Below are 17,109 nucleotides of genomic sequence, written 5' to 3'. Positions count from 1 at the left end.
GGAATTTCAGTGACAACACAAAAAGAGGGGCTGGAATTGCTCGTTAATAGTGTTGCTGATATAGCCAGAGGTCGTGCGCTTTATGCGTCTGGCGGTGTATCTAGCAATACAAAGAGAACCAACCTTTATGACGAATTTGGCTACCCAACGCGCTTGGCGTTTCGTAATTACTATGACACATATGAGCGTAATGCTGTGGCTCATTCGGCTGTGCATCGACTACTTGATGATTGCTGGCAAGATAAGCCAACGATTATTGACGGTGATGAGTCGAAGGAAAACAAAGAAACAACAGCATGGGAAGCCAATGTAACCAAGTTGCTCAAAAAGCACTGGGCCCGCATTAAAGATGCTGACCGTAGAAATATGGTTGGTCGATATTCAGCGTTACTTATCCAGCTCAAAGATAACAAAGAGTGGAGCGAACAAGCTGACTATAACGAGATTAAAAAGCTTAAAGAAAAAGCGCTGGTTAATCTCATCCCACTATGGGAGCCGCAAATAACTGTCGCTGAATGGGATAACGACATTACATCGGAAGCCTACGGGCAGCCGAAAATGTTTAACTTTGATGAGCGACCTGTTGGCGAAAATGAATTGCAGGGACCAGCAAGGCAAAAGCTCATTCACCCTAGTCGAGTCATTATTCTTTGCGAAGGTGCTGATGATGGAAATATGTTTGCTGGCATACCGTTGCTTATGGCTGGGTTTAATAAACTACTGGATATTGAAAAGATATCAGGCGGCAGCGCTGAAGGGTTCCTGAAAAATGCTAGTCGTCAAATAGCCGTTGAGTTCGACGCCTCTACTGAAATGGATAACATCGCTCAGGCAGCATTAACAGCAGGATATAAAGACCTTGGCGAAGCGATGACGGATAAAATCAATAAGTTAAACCGAGGCACTGACTCAGCAGCAGTAATGCAAGCAGGTAAAATGAACGTCCTATCTGTGGCAGCCGCAGACCCCACTCCATCATGGGAGGTTGCTGTAAGGGAGTTTTTAACAACTATTCGCATTCCCTTTTCTGAGTTCTTAGGCACTCAAACAGGCGTGCTTGCAGGGGATAAAGACGGGGCGGCATATGGTAAGCGCTTGAATGGCCGTCGCTGGGGGTTCTTAACACAGTACGTTACTGAAATTATCGAACGACTCTGGAAGTTAGGTGTCATTGACCCACCCAGTAGCGGAGATGTAACACTTGCTTGGTCAGACATGTTAGCGCCTAGTGAGTCAGACAAAATCGATAACATGCTTAAAATGGCCGATGTAGCCACTAGAACACAGCAAGCATTCGGGGAATCCGCAGTAAGCCCTAATGAAATACGTGCTGTTGGTGAGCTTGAGCCGTTGGAAGATGAAGGCGAGCCGCCAGAGTCAGGCCCCAAAGGAGACCCATTAGTTGATAAAGAATCAAAAGATAGGGTCGCCGATAATACCAAGGAATAAGGCTGATCCGACGCAATCAGGTCGGCAAGTTAGAAAGATGTTCCGTGATATTGATAATCGGTATTACGAACTCAAGAAAGCACTCAAGCAACTATTCGACCTGTCATTTACTGGCAGAGAGAAAACGCAATCACCCACTCAAAGCTACATACTCGCTAAAAACGCACAGGATGAGCCTGACACGATTTTTAAGGTTAACTCTGGCGTTTATATATATGACCTAGCTGAACGTCCCGCAGAGTACGCTAGATTCCTAGAAAGACTGCAATCAATACTTGATGACTACCTTCTTGAAGGTGGCGACGAGCGATTGTGGGCGTTTGGGTATGTATCTGATGAGTATGAGCGCGGCACGTTGAATGCTTACACTAACTTAGCTGTTCAATCCGAAGTCTACGCACAGCAAACAACACTCACTTATTTACTGTCACAGCCTGCTTATCAAAATCAGGTTGCGGCGGCGCTTATCTCTACTTATAGCGATTGGCGCGGCTTGTCTGATGCTGCACGAACCGACCTAGCAAATGTAATCGGCACATCGATAGCCAGAGGCATAAATCCACGCGAAACAGCGCGGATAGTCAGTCAGCGTTTAGATGTATCGATGACCAGAGCAAAGGCGATAGCGCAGACAGAGCAAGTAGGCGCACTTCGTAGGGCAAACTGGAACGAAACGACATGGGCTAGTGAAAGGTTAGGGCTGAAAACTGGCATCTTATGGATATCAGCACTTAAGCCAACCACTAGACCGAGTCATGCAGCACGTAGCGGGAAAATATTCACTGTTGAGGAAGTGGAGTATTTCTACTCAATCAATGGTAATCGCTATAACTGCTACTGCGGCAATCAGCCAGTATTACTCAATGAAGATGGCACACTGCATAACCCTAGCATTTTAGACAGGCTCATTCGGTCGCGACTTGAGTGGGAAGAGTTATATTACAGGGATAAGGAGGCTGCGTAATGGCTGGCATTGGCAACAATCAAATAATTAACAGTTTAACTCCTGCTCCATGCAATGAGCGAGTTACTGCTTGTGCATCTGATGGAAAGGTTATCGAAGGTATCATTAGCAGCAGCGCTGAAAGCGATTGTAGAGAAATTGCGAGAATGACACGCTTGCAGTTGAAGTGCAGAGTCATGAAGGTAACCTTGCAATAAGTCGATTCAATAAGGCAGACAAGCAGGAAATCGAGACAAATTTTTCTTTGAAGTAATCAATAAGAGGCCAACACATGAAGCTATCCAGCATTCATGTTAAATCACTGGCTGTCAACTCCTCCAATATTTCAACTGAAACCATCGATGGTGATGAACATATCGTCATTCGCGGCGTTGTGCCTGTCGTTGATGATGTTGTGATGAACGGGGGGCTATATCCAGCAAGTGAGATTAACAGTAGTTTTAAGTCGATGGAGGGGCGGCAGTGTCCATACGGTCACCCCAAACTTGGCACTGATTATGTATCAGCAGATACACCAAGAGCAGTAAACCAATATCACATTGGGGCATGGGCTGAGAACGTCCGTAAGGATGGCGAAAAGGTCATCATGGATGTGAAAGTAAACCGTCGATTTGCTGATGGCTGCGAGAAAGGGAAAGAATTCCTATCCAGAATTGATGACATTATCGCTGGCAATAGCTCCGACCCCATTCATGTATCAACAGGGTTATTGCTACAGCGCGAACAGAATAAAGGCAAGTCAAAGGGTAAAGCCTATACATGGGTAGCCAGAAACATGCACTTTGATCACATTGCTATTTTACCCGTATCAGAACTGGGAGCAGCTACGCCAGAAGATGGTGTAGGAATGTTCGTGAATAGCGAGGGTGAGAAGCTAGAAACTGAAACAGCAGAGCTTATTGATGCGGCAAACTGCACAAAAGAAGGCTTATTTAACAAAGCTAAGTTCTTTTTCGCTAACAATTCATTCTCATTTGAAGACATCTATTCTGCATTACGTGCGGCATTGCGTAATGCTTCCAGTGGCGATGATTGGCCTTATCCCGAAATGGTATGGCCCGATAAATTCATTTACTACAAATCAGGTAAAACCTACCAACAAAAATACCTCATGAACGATGACGGAGACGCCGAACTCGTTGGTGAGCCTATCGAAGTTGTGCGCAAGCCAACAGAGTACGAAGTTAAAACCAATAAGGAAACTAACCCGATGAAAGAAATCATCACGAATGCGCTGAAGGCGAAAGGCATCGAAACAGAAGGTAAATCTGATGCTGAATTACTGGATGCGTACAACCAAATGAACGCCGAAGAAAAGAAAGAGGAAACGCCAGAAGAAAAAGCTGCGCGTGAGAAAAAAGAGAAAGCGGAAAAGGATAAATCCGACACTGCGAACAACAGTGAACTACAGCAACAAATCACAGCCGCTGTAAATGCTGCAATCGCTCCACTTCAAGCGCAGTTAAACGCTAACGCAGACAAAGAAGTAAATGCCATGCGTGAAGCTGTGAAAGCTAAATTTGGCATGTCCGATATTGCTGTTAATGCGCTAAGTGGCGACCCACTGAAAGAGTTATACGCGCAATGCAATGTATCTCATGGCTTAAACGGCTCATTCCAACAAGTCAATTCCTCTCAATCAGTTTCAGATATGCCGGAGTAAAACATGGTGAATAAAAAACGTGTAATTCATGCGGGTGGTGTATTCACTAACCCATTGCTACACCGTGAAGGTGCGGCAGCAGTTGATACCAAGGCGGGTGTTATCGGTTTCTATGATGAGACTACCGCTAAATTCACGCCATCAGTTGATGGTAAAGAAGCGAGTATTTTGTATGTGGCCAACTTTGATTATCTGCGCTGCCAAACGGTTGATGATGTAATCAAGGCGGGTGATTGGGTTGTTGCAATTCAGCCAATGCAAGGTCTGTTCTTAAACTTGCGTGCCGCTGCTGGTACATACAAGAAAGGCCAAGCGGTTATTGTTGCTAACGGTCAAATCACACTGGCAACTGGCGCAGAAGGCGAAGCAGTATTTGCCTATGTCGAAGAAGATACAGCATTAACCGCTGCGGCGGGTGATCTGGTTCGTGTTGTGTTCAAGTAAGGAGAACTGAATGTTTTATTTTTCAACTAAGAAGGCAACCGAAACGGGAAACCTTGAAGCCAACCAAGCTCAATGGGATGCGTTAAGCTTAGAGCGAAACTCATCTGCTGAGGCTGTAGCTGCTTTTATTGCTCGCGCTCGTAATGTGCCAGTTTTAGATGCTGCCAATGCAGTGGACGACATTAAACGTCTGTACAAATCGTATGACCAGACTGTGCTAGCTGAATTCCAGCCAAACACTGAATTCACTTTGTTAAACGACCTTATGGGACTATCTCGCTCTGTTCGTATTGATGAGTCGGTCTATGAGTATGCTCGTAAAGGCGGCGGCGGTGTGGCTCACACGTCAATGAGTGGTCAGGTCGGTGCGTTACTTGAGGCTAGCGCTTATAGCTTCGATGGAACAATGGTGCCAATTCATGACACTGGCTTTAAGTTCACATGGCGTGATCCGATTTTCGGCAAAGGCTCTGCACTGGCTTCTTTATCTGATGCACAGAAAGACTCTGTCGATACAGTTCGCCGTAAGTATCTCGACTTTATCTGGAATGGCTTTCGGGACGCTGCGGGTAATTTCATCAGCTTTGATGGCAAAACGTTTAAAGGCCTGCGTAGTGATGAGCGTGTTGCACAGGTCGCGCTAACTGTTAACTTTGCAATCGAGAAAAACGGACAAACGATCCGCAATGAAATTATCAAGCTGCGTGACGTTCTGAAGCTGCAAAACCTGCAATATGGTGAGCAAACTTGGTATGTGTCTGGCGAAATCCTGTCTAACTGGGAATCGGTCTACTTCGATGTTAACCAAACCCGCATCATTCTTGAAGAAATCAAGAAAATCACGGGCATTAAAGACATCAAAGAAGACTATGAGCTGAAAGGTAACGAAGTTCTTATTGTTCCTCTGGGCGCTGGTGTTATCGCTCCTATCGTCGGTCAGGCATTCGGTACTGTTGCTGACCCTCGTCAGTTCTACAACTCAGACTACGTATGGCGCACATGGGGTGCTGCTGGCCTGATGGTTAAGCAAGATATCGCTGGTCACTTCTCAGTTATTCACGGTAAAGGAGCATAAATAATGGCACTAGTAAAAATCTTGGCGTCTAATATTTTTGCTGGTGCCAGCTTTCAGAAATTGGAAGTTGGCACTGTGTACGATATTGAAGATGCGTTGGCAGATAAATTTATTGCCGAGGGTAAGGCTGAAAAGTCTAGCGAGAAAAAAGGCGTCAAGCTGGAATTCGAAGTTGCTACACCAAGCAAAAATGACAATGTTAGCGATTTATCGGTAGAGCTGGAAGAGAGGGTTAACTCTCTTACTGCTGAATTGAGTGATGTAACTCAAGAAAATGCTGAACTTAACAATCAAATCGTCAGTAAAGATGAAGAGATTGCAGCACTAAAAGCTGAGCTGGAAGAGGCTAAAACCAAGAAGGCTAAATAGCATGAAGATAACACTTGATGATGTAAAGCCAATGATAGCCGAGCTTGGGTTTACATTGCCTGATTCCGTGCTGTTGTTGCTACTGGATCAAGTGAATGCAAAATCTGAATGCTTGGCGGCTAATTATGATGAATCACTGCAAAAGCTGCTTCTGGTTTACGCAATGGTTCGCCTTGCCTCATTGTCTGGTGCTCGAAAGATATCATCACAAGGCGCTCCTAACGGGGCGTCACGTTCGTTTACTTATGACTCTGCTGGGACGGATTATCTACTGAAACAGTTGAGAGCATGGGATACGGCGGGGTGTTTATCTACGTTACCACTGGCGAGTAAATCTGTTGGGTTCTTTGGTGTGGTAGGGGGTTACTCGTGAGCACTACTGCTGAGTGGGTTTATACCAATGTCGCTACTGTCTACCCTGTCATTAGCGGCGGTGGAAAATGGGATGACACAATCACCTACGGCACTCCATACCTTATCGACTGCACATTTCGAGGTAGCAACGAGGTAGCGAAAGATGACTTCGGTACTGAGTTTGTTACTAAAGACTTGTACAACACCGAAATGAAGTATCAAGGCCAGCCTGTTCGTCATCCTGTTCGCGGTGATTATATCGCGCAGGAAGATACAACAGCTATTCTTGACCCAAGGTTAGCGAATGCGAGTCAAATCGTTGTGGTAAGCAAAGATGATATGAGTTTCTTTGGGGAGTCATACGATTATGTAATAAGGACTTAATTATGGGTGTAAAAGTCAAAGGTATCAGGCAAGTAAGAGGTAATATCAATAGCGAATTAGAGCTTATTGCTACACAGCGAACAGCCAGAGTTATGCAGGAGATATCTATTACTGGTGCGGCTTATGCTGCGGCAATTACCCCTATCGACACTTCCAATCTTATCAATAGTCAGTATCGACAATTGCAGAAAATACCCAGTGGGTATGAGGCTAGAGTCGGTTATTCAGCCAACTACGCCGCAGCGGTTAGTCAGATGAAAGGCAAGCTGAAAGGTCAACCAAGAGAGGACTTTGGCAAAACTCGAAGCGGTGTCTCATTTGGTGGCGGTACTGGTAATGGGCGATATTGGGACCCTAACGCAGAGCCTGATTTCTTACGCAAAGGTTTTGAAAACGCAGCGCCAGAAATACAAGAAATCATTAAACGAGGCTACAAAATATGAAGCCTAGTGACATTTACAGCGAAATTACTGAGTGGTTGGAGGTTAATCACTTCTCTGATGGGTTCGATGTTCAGTATCGATTTTGGAAAGATGGTCAGCAATTAGAAAAGTTCATCGTCATTCAACGAATGGGCGGCGGTAAGCCAGAGGAAGCGCTAATACGCGATTCTTATCGAATGCTGCTTATATCTGAGGTCGAAGGAGGCCAATCAGCACTTGAAGACCTAGCTTTTAGAATCAGAGAAGCATTAATCCGAGACCACAAAATCGGATGCATGACCTATGTAGAGCCAATCGGCGGTATCAACCAATCAATGAGCGACAGAAATCGCTTAGTCCTCGAAATCAATTTCAACACAATAATCTCACGATAACGGAGTGAATAAACATGGCAGGATGTGAATCAGGTGCATTCACAGGACGCGACGTGGTTGTATTTTATGCAATTGCGTGTCCTGAGAACAAACCATCACCAATGGACTACGGTCGCCTTGGTATGATGCGCGGAAAGTCGTCTGCTACTGAATGGGAAACGGTAGACGCAACAGGCGATATGTCGCCACAAAATACACAGGAAAGCTTAGTTTCGTATAAAAACGTCACTTTCTCAGGTGATGGTGTATCTCGTAAAGAATCTTTATACGGTCAGAAAGAGCTTAAGCGCCACGTTAACAACCCTGAAACTACATCAGGTCAGCCTTATGTATGGTTCAAGATTGTTAGCCCTACAGATATCACAGAAGGCTGCTTCTTAGTGACTAGCTGGAGTGATGAATATCCGCACGACGATGTAGCGACTTGGTCTATTGAAGCTAATAGCGAAGGTGGTGTCGATATCCGTGATATTCCAGAAGAAATCGTAATCACTAAACAGCCAGTAGACCAGACTTTAACTGTAGGACAAACGCTAACTTTATCTGTGGAAGCTAAATCCACCGATGGCTCAGCGCTAACTTACCAGTGGAAGAAAGGCAATAGTAATGTATCTGGCGGCACTGCTGCGACATTTACCAAGCAGGCAACGGTTGCTGGTGATGCAGGGGAATATACTTGCGTCATTAATTCGACCTCTGCGGGTAGTGTTACTTCCAGTCAGGCAACAGTCACCATTTCTTAATCTAAGGGGCGCAAGCCCCTCTATTGAGGTCTCATGCAAGTATTAACGGATGTAGGGCAAATAGCGGTGATTGTCGATGGTAAGCCATACCATTTAATCCCGTCATTTTCGGCAATGGCTAGGCTATCCCAAAACTCACCCACACGATTAACTGATATTTTCGTTACTGTACACGGAGGTCGATTCCCTAACCTGAAAAACCCGATGCTAGCAAAAAGTGCAGAGGCGATTTGCTTTGCTAACATGGTCATGGAATGCAAAGACGTGATTGAAAAGTGCTGTAACGAAAAGGTCAGTGCGTTGATTGGTAATCTTAGCGTTAACCGTAAAGGCTGGCTAAGCTATCGAGAAGGGCGCTTGAAGTTACAGGATATTATCACTCTTGCCCGTCACCTCATGCGCCACGGCATCATGGGCGACCAAAAGCCCGATGAAGACGAAGAGCCACAAGGGAAATTCACAAACGAGTTCGACCCGCGCGTCTATGTCTATCTTGCTGTGGCCCATTTAGGTATCAGCGAACAGGAAGCATGGGGAATGACAATGACAGGTTTCCGCGCTGCTATGGAAGCTAAGTTTCCCCGTAGCGAAAAAGACAAAATCCCATCCAATAAGCGGTATGAAGAAGCTATGGATTGGGCTGATAAAATTATTATGCGTGATAATGCGAGGTAGAAATGAGAGAGCCTAAACCAACAGCAAAGCCCGTTCCGTCACCAGATATTTATGAGCGTCATCCCGCCATGTTGTCTTGGCCTAGAGATAAAATAAGCAATGGCGTTGTAGAAATACTTTCTGATTGTGCTGCTGATGTAATGCGAGATAAAGGCATATTTGCTTTTAATCGGTACATCGAATGCAGTCAGGAACACGGATATAACTGTGTAGTGTTTCAAGTAGAGTCTAGTGAAGCATATTCTATTGGTGATCTAAATAATGACTTAGCTGAATTGATAGTTAACCGTGGTATTGCTGGTCTCAGCGCATTTGCTATGTTTGAAAGAGGTAGCGCGCCGTTTTATTCAACAGTAGGCCTTTGATATTGTTTGATTGTTCTAAATTAGAATAATCGACCTACAAAATAATTGTAGGTAACTACAAAAGTTTTGTAGTTTATATTTTGCGCAACTCATAAAGAGTTTTACAAAAAAGCTGTAAAACTTGCCAAGTGATTTGGGTTTAAAATCCAAATCTGGATTTTAATGATTTTAAAGGTTTTTCTGTATATTTATATTATCGACTCATATCGACCAGAACCCCAACCTTCAGCATTCATTTTGTTTTGAATATTTGTGATTTTCTCTTGCTCACCTAGTTCTTTATATATTTTGCAAAGGGTTTCGGCTGCATAATGCGAAGGGTAGTAGAATTTATTATCTGGCGATCGTCGGCCTGTAACTGAAAAGTATTCAGCGCATTCCCCGCGTTTCTTTTCAATCATAGCTTCAAGCACTATATTGGATATGGATACAGCCTGCTGACAAACGCTAATAGCATCTTTAAGGCTGTGCGGATTATGGCGCAAGTTGTATTGGTACTTTACCTCTTCTTGCATCCTAAAATGTAGGTCAATAATCTTGGCATAGCTCAATGTGTAAATGCGCTCTATATCCTTATCAAACTTTTTCATTTATTATCCTTGTCGTAAAGTTCCATTAGAGTGCTGAATACCATTTTTTTGACCTCTTCGGCTTGATGGTCAGCGAGTTTTTCTGTATCGCTTCGGTACCCTGAAACAGTAGGTGGTTTCTCAAGAGCATCTAAGACTATCTGTAACAGCTCGGCATTGAATGACCTGCCATTAGATTTAGCTCTGTATTTAAGTTTCTCCCTTACCTCATGAGGCATCCGAAAGGAAAATTTTGGGTCGTCTCTAGCCATTCTATTAATCCCTTTTATATTTATTGACATGATAGGATGATGCTATTATATTCTCAATAAGGCCACCGTGGCCTATAAGGAGAAAATATGAAAGGAGCAAGCAGAATGCCCCAGCTTAACTTTCGCTGGCCTCAAAAAGATATAGATGAGGCTAAGGAATGGGCTGAAAGTGTTGGAAGGTCATTAAATACAGAAGTTAACAGGATTGTTATGGAGTACATCAGGGAAAGAAAGATAGATATGCAAAAACAGTGAAGCCCCAACTACTAGGAATAGTTAGGGCTTCGATTTTGTCAGAGTCTTAGGAGAAACCGACATGAATAATGTAGCAAATATTAATGATGTGAGCAATTCAGTTAAAGCAATGCCTTTGATATCACATTCAGGAGCAGCGGTAGTTACTACTGACATGCTAGCTGACGTATACGGCACAGAAGTAATAAATATCCAAGTTAACCATTCAAGAAATAAAGATAGATTTGTTGAGGGTAAACATTTTTATAAGCTAACTGGCTCTATACTAAAGGAATTCAAGAACTGGCTTACTAAAAGTAAGTTAGTTTATAAGGGTTCAGAAATTATAAGCAAACATGCGAAAAGTATCATTCTATGGACTGAACGCGGTGCCGCTCGTCATGCCAAAATGCTAGACACCGATAACGCATGGGATGTTTTCGAGGCGCTAGAGGATTTCTATTTTGCTAAGAAAGAAGATTCGCAACGTAAAGCTAAACAAATCGCTGGTCGCATTACCTCAGAGCAGCAAGAAGCAATTAAGCAACTCGTTTTAAATCGCGGCAAAGCATTGCCCAAAGAGAAGCAAGCAAAAGCAATGATAACTATGTGGTCGTCGCTAAAAAGTCATTTTGGTTGCACATACAAAGAAATTGATAGCGATAAATTCACAGAGGCATTATCACTGGCTGCGCGTGTTCCGCTTGAGGGTGAATATTTACCGAAGCAAGATGTGTTACCTGCGCCAAAGCTTGAGATTGATTATCCGCTTACTTGGTACCCTGACAATTTCCCATTTGTAGATATGTGCTTCTACAAAAACGGGCAATTAAAAGTAACTCAGTCAATGCTTACTGAGACCAAAAGCCCAAGTCGAGAGATTTTAAGCAAGTTAGAAAATGCTGGCTACGATGTAACAGCGGCTAAGGCTGAAATTGAATCACTGCGCCACACTATGATTGAGATGTCATGGGCACTTGGACAGATAGCTTCTTTTGCCAAAATGAAAGATGTTGTGAATAAGACGTTTACAGCCTAACCACCATATAGCCCAAGGAAGGGCTTGTAAAGCAAATATGCGTTACTAATAAAATCAATGCCATATGAAAATCACTACGCCTCTTAACTGAGGTTTTTTGCTATGCTGTAAATAAGATCAGTAACGCCTAACTTAAATTAGTTGATACTATTCATCGATTAATTATCAATGTGCATGAGTAGTAATAAGCTAGGTGAGTTAACATGGCATCTCCAAAAAAAAGGTCTATTGCAGAAATATATGACCTGTTTACTTATATAGAAACTGGGACAATTTTAGAGCCTTTTAAGGTTCAAAGGGCTATTAAAGATGCTCAGAAAATCGATGATCATTTTACATCTATGATGATTATAGGGTTGGCACATGCTGCGGGCGGCGAGCATGAAATAGCAGCGAGTTATCTAAAAGAGGCTTCGGAGTCTAACAGAGAAAACATATATTTAAATTATATAACATATCTTGAAAAAACATTTCAATATGATGCTCACATTTCAGCATTAAAAGATATAGCCAGAAAAAACAATCATTTAATTGTTAACTGGGTGGCAAAAAATCGCTGCTTAAGCTTGGCTGAATTTTCTCAGGCAGAATTCTTCCTTGAAAGAGTTCTAGAATTAGTCGACAATGATAAGCAAGAGTTAAAAGAAAAGTACATTGCTGATTTTAGATCGGAAGTGTCAAATATAGAGAAATTTATGTCAAAATCTGTTCTTTCTGAGGAAGAGATTAAAGCTGCTGCAAAAATAGCCTTTGAAGTGGCTAGGGAGCACAACGTTTTATTTAGCTCTCACGAATTTGATGTCGGGGGAGATGATGAGTGCCCAGCCTTCATATTCAATGCCTACTCACTAGATAGCTCTGTTTTGTCTGACATGGATATTGAGCTAGCAACCAGACTGGCTACAGACACTAGGTTGGCAGATAAAGATTTTACTGCATGGTACAGAGGTGTTGAAGATAAAAAGGAGGACAGGCTGTGAGCATATCACCAAATGATTTTATTTTGATAGCGACAGATGACTTGAAATATAATACTGAATCAAGAGACAGGAATTGCATTTCAAGATCCTACTACGGCCTGTATCATAAAGCATTCAATTCCATGAGGCATTGCTTGCCAACATCTCATTCAGGATTAATCGAATATTTAAATCAGCCATATAATAGAAAGCAAGAATGCCAGTATGATGATATGCAACTTATACAACTTGGCGCTATCCTCAAACAGCAAAAAAGGAAAAGGCAAAAAGCCGACTATAAGTTAGATGAAGAGGTCACTAGAACAGAGGCTGAGTCATCGCTTGGCGTATGCTCTAAAATTATGGAAAAGCTTTAGATTTCTTGATTCAAACTAACCTGCTTCGGCAGGTTTTTTATTGCCTGATCCATTAGTATTTACCATTAAATAAAATATTAATATAAAACAATGGATTGCAAATATTGAATGCTTGCTAAAAATATCCCAATATATTGATTTGTAATGATAAATTCAATAGATCTAAAGCATCGATTATAAAGCCAAATTTGGCAGGTTTTTTGTTTGCTTCAATTTGCACTCCCGCTAAGCTAACATTACTGAAACTAATTAATGGGATGGTGAGATGAATAAAAAGGTCAAGGTGGTAGTATGCGTTGTTATAGCGGTGATTGTAATTGCAGCGATATCGATTAATTTTTTACCATACAGCAAAGTTAAAAACTATACGCTAGCAAATTATTGCTCTGGGATAACAAAGGATTTAATGAAATCCCCGTCGTCTTATAAGCTTACTGGGTATTCTGTCGATTGGACTACTCCATCTAAAAGTGAAATTGATTCAGTGCTTTCAGTTTCAACTAGCTTTAAGGATTTGAAAGATCTCCAATGGGCAAAGATATATTCAGAAAATACATTTTCAGCAAGTAACTCCTTTGGTGTTGAGTTGTCAGGTTTTGCTAGATGCGAATTTATGAGGATTTACTTTGGTAGTGATCTTTATTATTACACTCTTATCAAAGCGACTGTAGATGGTAAAAAAGTAGACGGAATAAACCTTATAACAGCTGAAGTACAGGCTAAAGATAATATTGGTAGTATTTCTGAAGGGGTGACGTATATGCAAAAATTAAAATATTTATTTAGCATGATTTAATACCTTAACAGTCAATCATAAAAGCAACCCTGCCAACTGGCGGGGTTTTTTGTTTTAGCTAACAGCCCTGTCACTTGATGGGGCTTTCTTTTTTGAGAGGTTATCATGGCATTAAATGCAGGTTCTGTTGAGTTCATAATAAAAGCGGACACAGAGCAATTATTAGTAGCTAACAAGCAAGTAGATAGAAGTCTAAGCGACCTCGATGTGAGTTTTGATAAGACAGCTAAGTCTGCTGAAAAAACAGAGAAAGCAATGTTTTCATTCTCTAAAGCAGCAATGGCTGTCACTTCAGCCCTATCAGCAGGAGCAGTTATTCACGCTGTTGATGAGTGGGGGCAAATGGCTGCGCGCATTAAAATGGCGCTAAAGTCCGTTGAAGGTGATGTAAGTAAATACTCAGAAATCCAAGATAGATTTTTAGAAATAAGTAATAGAAACGGTAAAGCTATTGAGACTGTGCAATCCCTTTATGCTGGGTCGGCAACCTCAATTAAAGAACTTGGATACGGAACAGAACAGACTATTGATTATATAGAGTCATTATCATCAGCATTTACCGCGAATGCTACGGGCGCTCAACAGACAGAATCAGCGATGAATGCATTGAATCGCGCAATGGTGGTCGGCACATTACGAGGCAATGATTGGCATTCTGTTTTAAATGCCACTCCATCAGTTGTTGGGGATATTGCAAAAGAATTATCCAGATTGCGAGGCGGTATTAAAGTTACCGAGAATGACGTCAAAAAAATGGCAATGGAAACAGGCATCTCAATGAAGCTGTTTGTTGATGCCATGAGGAACTCAAAAGAAGAAAATAACGCACTTGCGGATTCAATGGATAATACTGTTGCTGATGGATTCACAAAACTAACTAACTCAGCAAAAGCATATTATGGAGAATTAAATCAGTCTCTTGGATTAACAAGGTCTGTTTCCGCTGGGTTTGCAGTGTTAACACAGAACTTTAACTATGTTGCAGATGCCATTGCTGGGATCGTTGCTATCAGTGCTGCAAGGTACTTTGGTAATTTATCCAATGCTATGTTTTTATCAAGTAAGGCGGCTTTGCAAGCAGCGATTGATAATAGAAAGTTAAATGTAGAAAAAGTTAATTCAACTCAAGTTACTCTCAATCAGATCAAGGCTGAAAAAGCTTTAGCTGTGACTACTCAGCAGTCTCTCAGCGCTCAATTAGCTGCCGCTAAATCAGAGGCAGCGAGAACAGCAATAAGAAGACAACTAGCGACTAACTCAGCAACAATTACCAGTTTAACTAAGGCTGAAACAATTGCCACAAATGAGCTAGCAGCGGCACAGAGTAGGCTGTCAATTGCATCAGGGATGGCATCAAGGGCTCTAGGATTAATTGGTGGCCCAATGGGTGCGGCTATGTTGGCAGCTGGCGCTATTTACTACCTTTACCAAAATTTTGAGCAAGCAAAAGTAGAAGCCAAAGAGTTATCAAAGTCATTAGACCTTGTTACAAAAGAGCTCGACAAAATGACATGGGCTCAAAAAGAAGTTTTAGCTGCAAAATTAAGGGAGTCCCTGCCAAAGCTCAATGCTAATCTTCTAGAAACTAACGTGGCTGGCTCTAAGGCAAGGGGCGCTGTCGCTGAACTATCGAAGGAGCTAAGCAAATTAGAAGAAGGAACGCAGGAGTACATTGCAGTATCAAGGCGTTTAGCTGAAGCAAATGACAAGCTAACAATAGCTCAGGATAAAGAAAGGGAAGCCCTTGAAGATCTAAATCGAGCGAAGAGCACCGCAGAGAGAATATCAGCAGAGCTAAACAAAGAGGTTGAAAATAGCGAATCTATATTTGGTAACGCAACAAACGCCGCTGACAAACTTGGTAATGCAGTTCAGTGGATGGGTAAAAAAATACAAGAAGCAGCCAATGCACAGCGGAACCTTAATGATGCTCAAAGTGAATCTAGGTCAGAAGAAGGTGATAAGTACATTCAGCAACTGAAAGACCAAAATGAATTACTGTCTATTCAAGACAAAAAAGAGAGAGCTAGAGCAGCAGAAAGGCAAAGACAGCTAAAAGCGGGAACAGTCGATGGCTCGACTCAGATGAAGGAAGCCTTGGATTTAGCTGAGGCAAACTATAATTTAGCTGAATCCGAAAGGGAGAGAGGAAAGGGAGCTAAAGAATCATCTAAGGCTAGCGATACCGCAACAGAAGCAATTAAGCGTCAAGTAGCCGAAATCGAACGATTGAACAAAAGATACGAAGATGGATCCAAACAATTAGCGCAATATGACGCAGGTAAGGCATTAGGTGATAAGGCAAGTCCTCAGCAGATAGCAGAAGCCGAGCGCTTAGCGGGTGAGTTGTATGATATTCAGCAACGATTAGCAGACAAACGAGCAGCGCTAGAAGCTAATGTGATCGCCAAAGCTGAGAAGCTGAAAACTGATGAGTTGGCACAGATAGAAAGACAACTGAAAGCAGGTGATATTTCCCTTGAAGAGTCACAGCGCCGCAGGTTAGAAATCGCGTCTGAATACGCCACTAAAATTGCAGAGGCCACAGCCAATAATATCATTACACCAGTAGCAGAGAACCGCGCTAAGTTCGACCCTGTACAAGCATTACAGAACGAAAACACGCGCAAACTCGCCTTGATGAGAGAGTATTACAATCAAGAGCAGCAGTTACTAGAAAACTCCTACGCTAAACAGCAAATGTCGCATGAGCAATTCACAGCAGCAAAACAAGCTACTGACATGCAATACAGAGCGCTTATTACAGCGATGGATAATCAGTATCAACAACAGCAAACAGCCGCACAATGGGAGCTAATGAGGAATCAATCATTAAGCTACGAAATGCTGGCGTCTGCGGTTGATTCGTTCGCGGGGAATGCTTCCAACGTAATGACAGGGTTAATGACAGGCACTATGTCGGCAGCTGATGCTATGCGTTCATTGGGTAACACGATTCTAAACAGTGTCGTTAACTCAATCGTGCAGGTCGGTGTTGAGATGCTGAAAAACTTTATCATCAGTAAAACGATGGGAGTAGCAGCGCAGACAGCGAACGCAGCGGCAGCAGTAGCAGGGGGCGCGGCAGCATTGGCAGCTTGGACACCTGCGGCAATAGCGGCATCTATCGCAACAGGCGGGGCGGCAGCAGGTAGCGGATTAGCTTCCTTCCAATCGTCAATGTTAGCTGGTCAATCGATGTCATTACTCGGAGGTCGTCGCTACGGCGGTAACGTATCAGGCGGCAATCCTTATCGTATTAATGAATCGGGAGAATCTGAGATATTCCAGACTTACGACGGGAAACAGGCTTTTATTCCGAATAAGTCAGGGAAGGTTGTACCAGCGGATAAGGCGGGCGCAGGTAAGGGTATAACCCTGAATATTGAGTTTTATGATTACTCAACAGGGAAGCATCAATTCGACGCCAAGGCATCACAAAGCGGCGATACATTAACGGTTCAAGCGTTTATTTCAGATATGCGTGAGAAAGGCCCATTGCTCCGCGCTATAACCGACAACACAAACGCAACGCCAGTCTTAAGATAACCAAGAGGTAAA

The 17,109-nt window shown here is 42.8% G+C and carries 22 protein-coding genes; 20 read left to right on the top strand and 2 right to left on the bottom strand.

Translation table 11 applies throughout. The features are described from left to right. The first annotated feature begins 9 nt into the window (after positions 1–9). From AC3Z9T_RS05875 to AC3Z9T_RS05810, 14 genes are all read left to right on the top strand, one after another. Positions 10–1,449, top strand: a complete 1,440-nt coding sequence (locus AC3Z9T_RS05875; RefSeq protein ID WP_490125288.1) for an anti-CBASS protein Acb1 family protein — start codon at positions 10–12, stop codon at positions 1,447–1,449. Beyond that, on the top strand, positions 1,403–2,413 hold the full coding sequence (locus AC3Z9T_RS05870; RefSeq protein WP_490125287.1) for a phage minor head protein: 1,011 nt from the start codon (positions 1,403–1,405) through the stop codon (positions 2,411–2,413). Before AC3Z9T_RS05875 ends, AC3Z9T_RS05870 begins: the two co-directional genes overlap by 47 nt. Then, positions 2,413–2,610: a hypothetical protein gene (locus AC3Z9T_RS05865; protein ID WP_490125286.1), complete on the top strand. Its 198-nt coding sequence runs from the start codon at positions 2,413–2,415 to the stop codon at positions 2,608–2,610. Before AC3Z9T_RS05870 ends, AC3Z9T_RS05865 begins: the two co-directional genes overlap by 1 nt. Before the next feature lie 74 nt (positions 2,611–2,684). Then, on the top strand, positions 2,685–4,076 hold the full coding sequence (locus AC3Z9T_RS05860; protein ID WP_490125285.1) for a DUF2213 domain-containing protein: 1,392 nt from the start codon (positions 2,685–2,687) through the stop codon (positions 4,074–4,076). 3 nt (positions 4,077–4,079) lie between these two features. Continuing rightward, a complete protein-coding gene (locus tag AC3Z9T_RS05855; protein WP_490125284.1) occupies positions 4,080–4,520 on the top strand; it encodes a hypothetical protein in 441 nt (146 codons plus the stop codon). A 10-nt stretch (positions 4,521–4,530) separates the two neighbouring features. Continuing rightward, entirely contained in the window at positions 4,531–5,595 is a 1,065-nt protein-coding gene (locus AC3Z9T_RS05850) for a major capsid protein (protein WP_490125283.1), read from the top strand. A 3-nt stretch (positions 5,596–5,598) separates the two neighbouring features. Next, entirely contained in the window at positions 5,599–5,964 is a 366-nt protein-coding gene (locus tag AC3Z9T_RS05845) for a hypothetical protein (RefSeq protein ID WP_490125282.1), read from the top strand. 1 nt (position 5,965) lies between these two features. Beyond that, the gene (locus tag AC3Z9T_RS05840) at positions 5,966–6,337 is read left to right on the top strand and encodes a DUF7370 family protein (protein WP_490125281.1); all 372 of its coding nucleotides are present in this window, start codon (positions 5,966–5,968) and stop codon (positions 6,335–6,337) included. Beyond that, the gene (locus AC3Z9T_RS05835) at positions 6,334–6,702 is read left to right on the top strand and encodes a hypothetical protein (protein WP_490125280.1); all 369 of its coding nucleotides are present in this window, start codon (positions 6,334–6,336) and stop codon (positions 6,700–6,702) included. The genes AC3Z9T_RS05840 and AC3Z9T_RS05835 overlap by 4 nt, the downstream gene beginning before the upstream one ends. A 2-nt stretch (positions 6,703–6,704) precedes the next feature. Further along, positions 6,705–7,145 carry a hypothetical protein gene (locus tag AC3Z9T_RS05830; RefSeq protein WP_490125279.1) on the top strand — a complete coding sequence of 147 codons (441 nt, stop codon included), beginning with the start codon at positions 6,705–6,707 and terminating at the stop codon, positions 7,143–7,145. After that, a complete protein-coding gene (locus tag AC3Z9T_RS05825) occupies positions 7,142–7,519 on the top strand; it encodes a phage tail termination protein (RefSeq protein WP_490125278.1) in 378 nt (125 codons plus the stop codon). The genes AC3Z9T_RS05830 and AC3Z9T_RS05825 overlap by 4 nt, the downstream gene beginning before the upstream one ends. A gap of 14 nt (positions 7,520–7,533) precedes the next feature. Further along, positions 7,534–8,262: a phage tail tube protein gene (locus AC3Z9T_RS05820; protein ID WP_490125277.1), complete on the top strand. Its 729-nt coding sequence runs from the start codon at positions 7,534–7,536 to the stop codon at positions 8,260–8,262. A gap of 33 nt (positions 8,263–8,295) precedes the next feature. Then, a complete protein-coding gene (locus AC3Z9T_RS05815) occupies positions 8,296–8,937 on the top strand; it encodes a DUF6246 family protein (RefSeq protein WP_490125276.1) in 642 nt (213 codons plus the stop codon). 2 nt (positions 8,938–8,939) lie between these two features. Then, entirely contained in the window at positions 8,940–9,302 is a 363-nt protein-coding gene (locus AC3Z9T_RS05810) for a hypothetical protein (protein ID WP_490125275.1), read from the top strand. A 188-nt stretch (positions 9,303–9,490) separates the two neighbouring features. On the opposite strand, the gene AC3Z9T_RS05805 is transcribed toward AC3Z9T_RS05810, so the two are convergent. Then, entirely contained in the window at positions 9,491–9,892 is a 402-nt protein-coding gene (locus tag AC3Z9T_RS05805; RefSeq protein WP_490125274.1) for a hypothetical protein, read from the bottom strand. Next, the gene (locus AC3Z9T_RS05800; protein ID WP_490125273.1) at positions 9,889–10,143 is read right to left on the bottom strand and encodes an Arc family DNA-binding protein; all 255 of its coding nucleotides are present in this window, start codon (positions 10,141–10,143) and stop codon (positions 9,889–9,891) included. The genes AC3Z9T_RS05805 and AC3Z9T_RS05800 overlap by 4 nt, the downstream gene beginning before the upstream one ends. A gap of 87 nt (positions 10,144–10,230) precedes the next feature. On the opposite strand from AC3Z9T_RS05800, the gene AC3Z9T_RS05795 reads away from it, so the two are divergent. From AC3Z9T_RS05795 to AC3Z9T_RS05770, 6 genes are all read left to right on the top strand, one after another. Beyond that, entirely contained in the window at positions 10,231–10,398 is a 168-nt protein-coding gene (locus AC3Z9T_RS05795; protein ID WP_490125272.1) for an Arc family DNA-binding protein, read from the top strand. A gap of 61 nt (positions 10,399–10,459) precedes the next feature. Further along, entirely contained in the window at positions 10,460–11,416 is a 957-nt protein-coding gene (locus AC3Z9T_RS05790; RefSeq protein ID WP_490125271.1) for an ORF6N domain-containing protein, read from the top strand. A 203-nt stretch (positions 11,417–11,619) separates the two neighbouring features. Further along, positions 11,620–12,396, top strand: coding sequence for a hypothetical protein (locus tag AC3Z9T_RS05785; protein WP_490125270.1), 777 nt, complete (start codon positions 11,620–11,622; stop codon positions 12,394–12,396). Further along, entirely contained in the window at positions 12,393–12,752 is a 360-nt protein-coding gene (locus tag AC3Z9T_RS05780) for a hypothetical protein (RefSeq protein WP_490125269.1), read from the top strand. The genes AC3Z9T_RS05785 and AC3Z9T_RS05780 overlap by 4 nt, the downstream gene beginning before the upstream one ends. A 265-nt stretch (positions 12,753–13,017) precedes the next feature. After that, positions 13,018–13,548 carry a hypothetical protein gene (locus AC3Z9T_RS05775; RefSeq protein ID WP_490125268.1) on the top strand — a complete coding sequence of 177 codons (531 nt, stop codon included), beginning with the start codon at positions 13,018–13,020 and terminating at the stop codon, positions 13,546–13,548. Between the two features lie 105 nt (positions 13,549–13,653). Continuing rightward, positions 13,654–17,097: a tape measure protein gene (locus tag AC3Z9T_RS05770; RefSeq protein ID WP_490125267.1), complete on the top strand. Its 3,444-nt coding sequence runs from the start codon at positions 13,654–13,656 to the stop codon at positions 17,095–17,097. The last annotated feature ends 12 nt before the right edge of the window (positions 17,098–17,109 follow it).

This window comes from Providencia sp. 6390, assembly GCF_058148425.1.
This window is presented reverse-complemented; position numbering and strand designations above follow the sequence as displayed.

What these genes read in the sequence shown, in the direction of transcription:
- AC3Z9T_RS05865 (WP_490125286.1), top strand. Translation starts at nt 2,413, where the DNA reads ATGGCTGGCATTGGCAACAATCAAATAATTAACAGTTTAACTCCTGCT.
- AC3Z9T_RS05860 (WP_490125285.1), top strand. Translation starts at nt 2,685, where the DNA reads ATGAAGCTATCCAGCATTCATGTTAAATCACTGGCTGTCAACTCCTCC.
- AC3Z9T_RS05855 (WP_490125284.1), top strand. Translation starts at nt 4,080, where the DNA reads ATGGTGAATAAAAAACGTGTAATTCATGCGGGTGGTGTATTCACTAAC.
- AC3Z9T_RS05850 (WP_490125283.1), top strand. Translation starts at nt 4,531, where the DNA reads ATGTTTTATTTTTCAACTAAGAAGGCAACCGAAACGGGAAACCTTGAA.
- AC3Z9T_RS05845 (WP_490125282.1), top strand. Translation starts at nt 5,599, where the DNA reads ATGGCACTAGTAAAAATCTTGGCGTCTAATATTTTTGCTGGTGCCAGC.
- AC3Z9T_RS05840 (WP_490125281.1), top strand. Translation starts at nt 5,966, where the DNA reads ATGAAGATAACACTTGATGATGTAAAGCCAATGATAGCCGAGCTTGGG.
- AC3Z9T_RS05830 (WP_490125279.1), top strand. Translation starts at nt 6,705, where the DNA reads ATGGGTGTAAAAGTCAAAGGTATCAGGCAAGTAAGAGGTAATATCAAT.
- AC3Z9T_RS05825 (WP_490125278.1), top strand. Translation starts at nt 7,142, where the DNA reads ATGAAGCCTAGTGACATTTACAGCGAAATTACTGAGTGGTTGGAGGTT.
- AC3Z9T_RS05820 (WP_490125277.1), top strand. Translation starts at nt 7,534, where the DNA reads ATGGCAGGATGTGAATCAGGTGCATTCACAGGACGCGACGTGGTTGTA.
- AC3Z9T_RS05815 (WP_490125276.1), top strand. Translation starts at nt 8,296, where the DNA reads ATGCAAGTATTAACGGATGTAGGGCAAATAGCGGTGATTGTCGATGGT.
- AC3Z9T_RS05810 (WP_490125275.1), top strand. Translation starts at nt 8,940, where the DNA reads ATGAGAGAGCCTAAACCAACAGCAAAGCCCGTTCCGTCACCAGATATT.
- AC3Z9T_RS05805 (WP_490125274.1), bottom strand. Translation starts at nt 9,892, where the DNA reads ATGAAAAAGTTTGATAAGGATATAGAGCGCATTTACACATTGAGCTAT.
- AC3Z9T_RS05800 (WP_490125273.1), bottom strand. Translation starts at nt 10,143, where the DNA reads ATGGCTAGAGACGACCCAAAATTTTCCTTTCGGATGCCTCATGAGGTA.
- AC3Z9T_RS05795 (WP_490125272.1), top strand. Translation starts at nt 10,231, where the DNA reads ATGAAAGGAGCAAGCAGAATGCCCCAGCTTAACTTTCGCTGGCCTCAA.
- AC3Z9T_RS05790 (WP_490125271.1), top strand. Translation starts at nt 10,460, where the DNA reads ATGAATAATGTAGCAAATATTAATGATGTGAGCAATTCAGTTAAAGCA.
- AC3Z9T_RS05785 (WP_490125270.1), top strand. Translation starts at nt 11,620, where the DNA reads ATGGCATCTCCAAAAAAAAGGTCTATTGCAGAAATATATGACCTGTTT.
- AC3Z9T_RS05775 (WP_490125268.1), top strand. Translation starts at nt 13,018, where the DNA reads ATGAATAAAAAGGTCAAGGTGGTAGTATGCGTTGTTATAGCGGTGATT.
- AC3Z9T_RS05770 (WP_490125267.1), top strand. Translation starts at nt 13,654, where the DNA reads ATGGCATTAAATGCAGGTTCTGTTGAGTTCATAATAAAAGCGGACACA.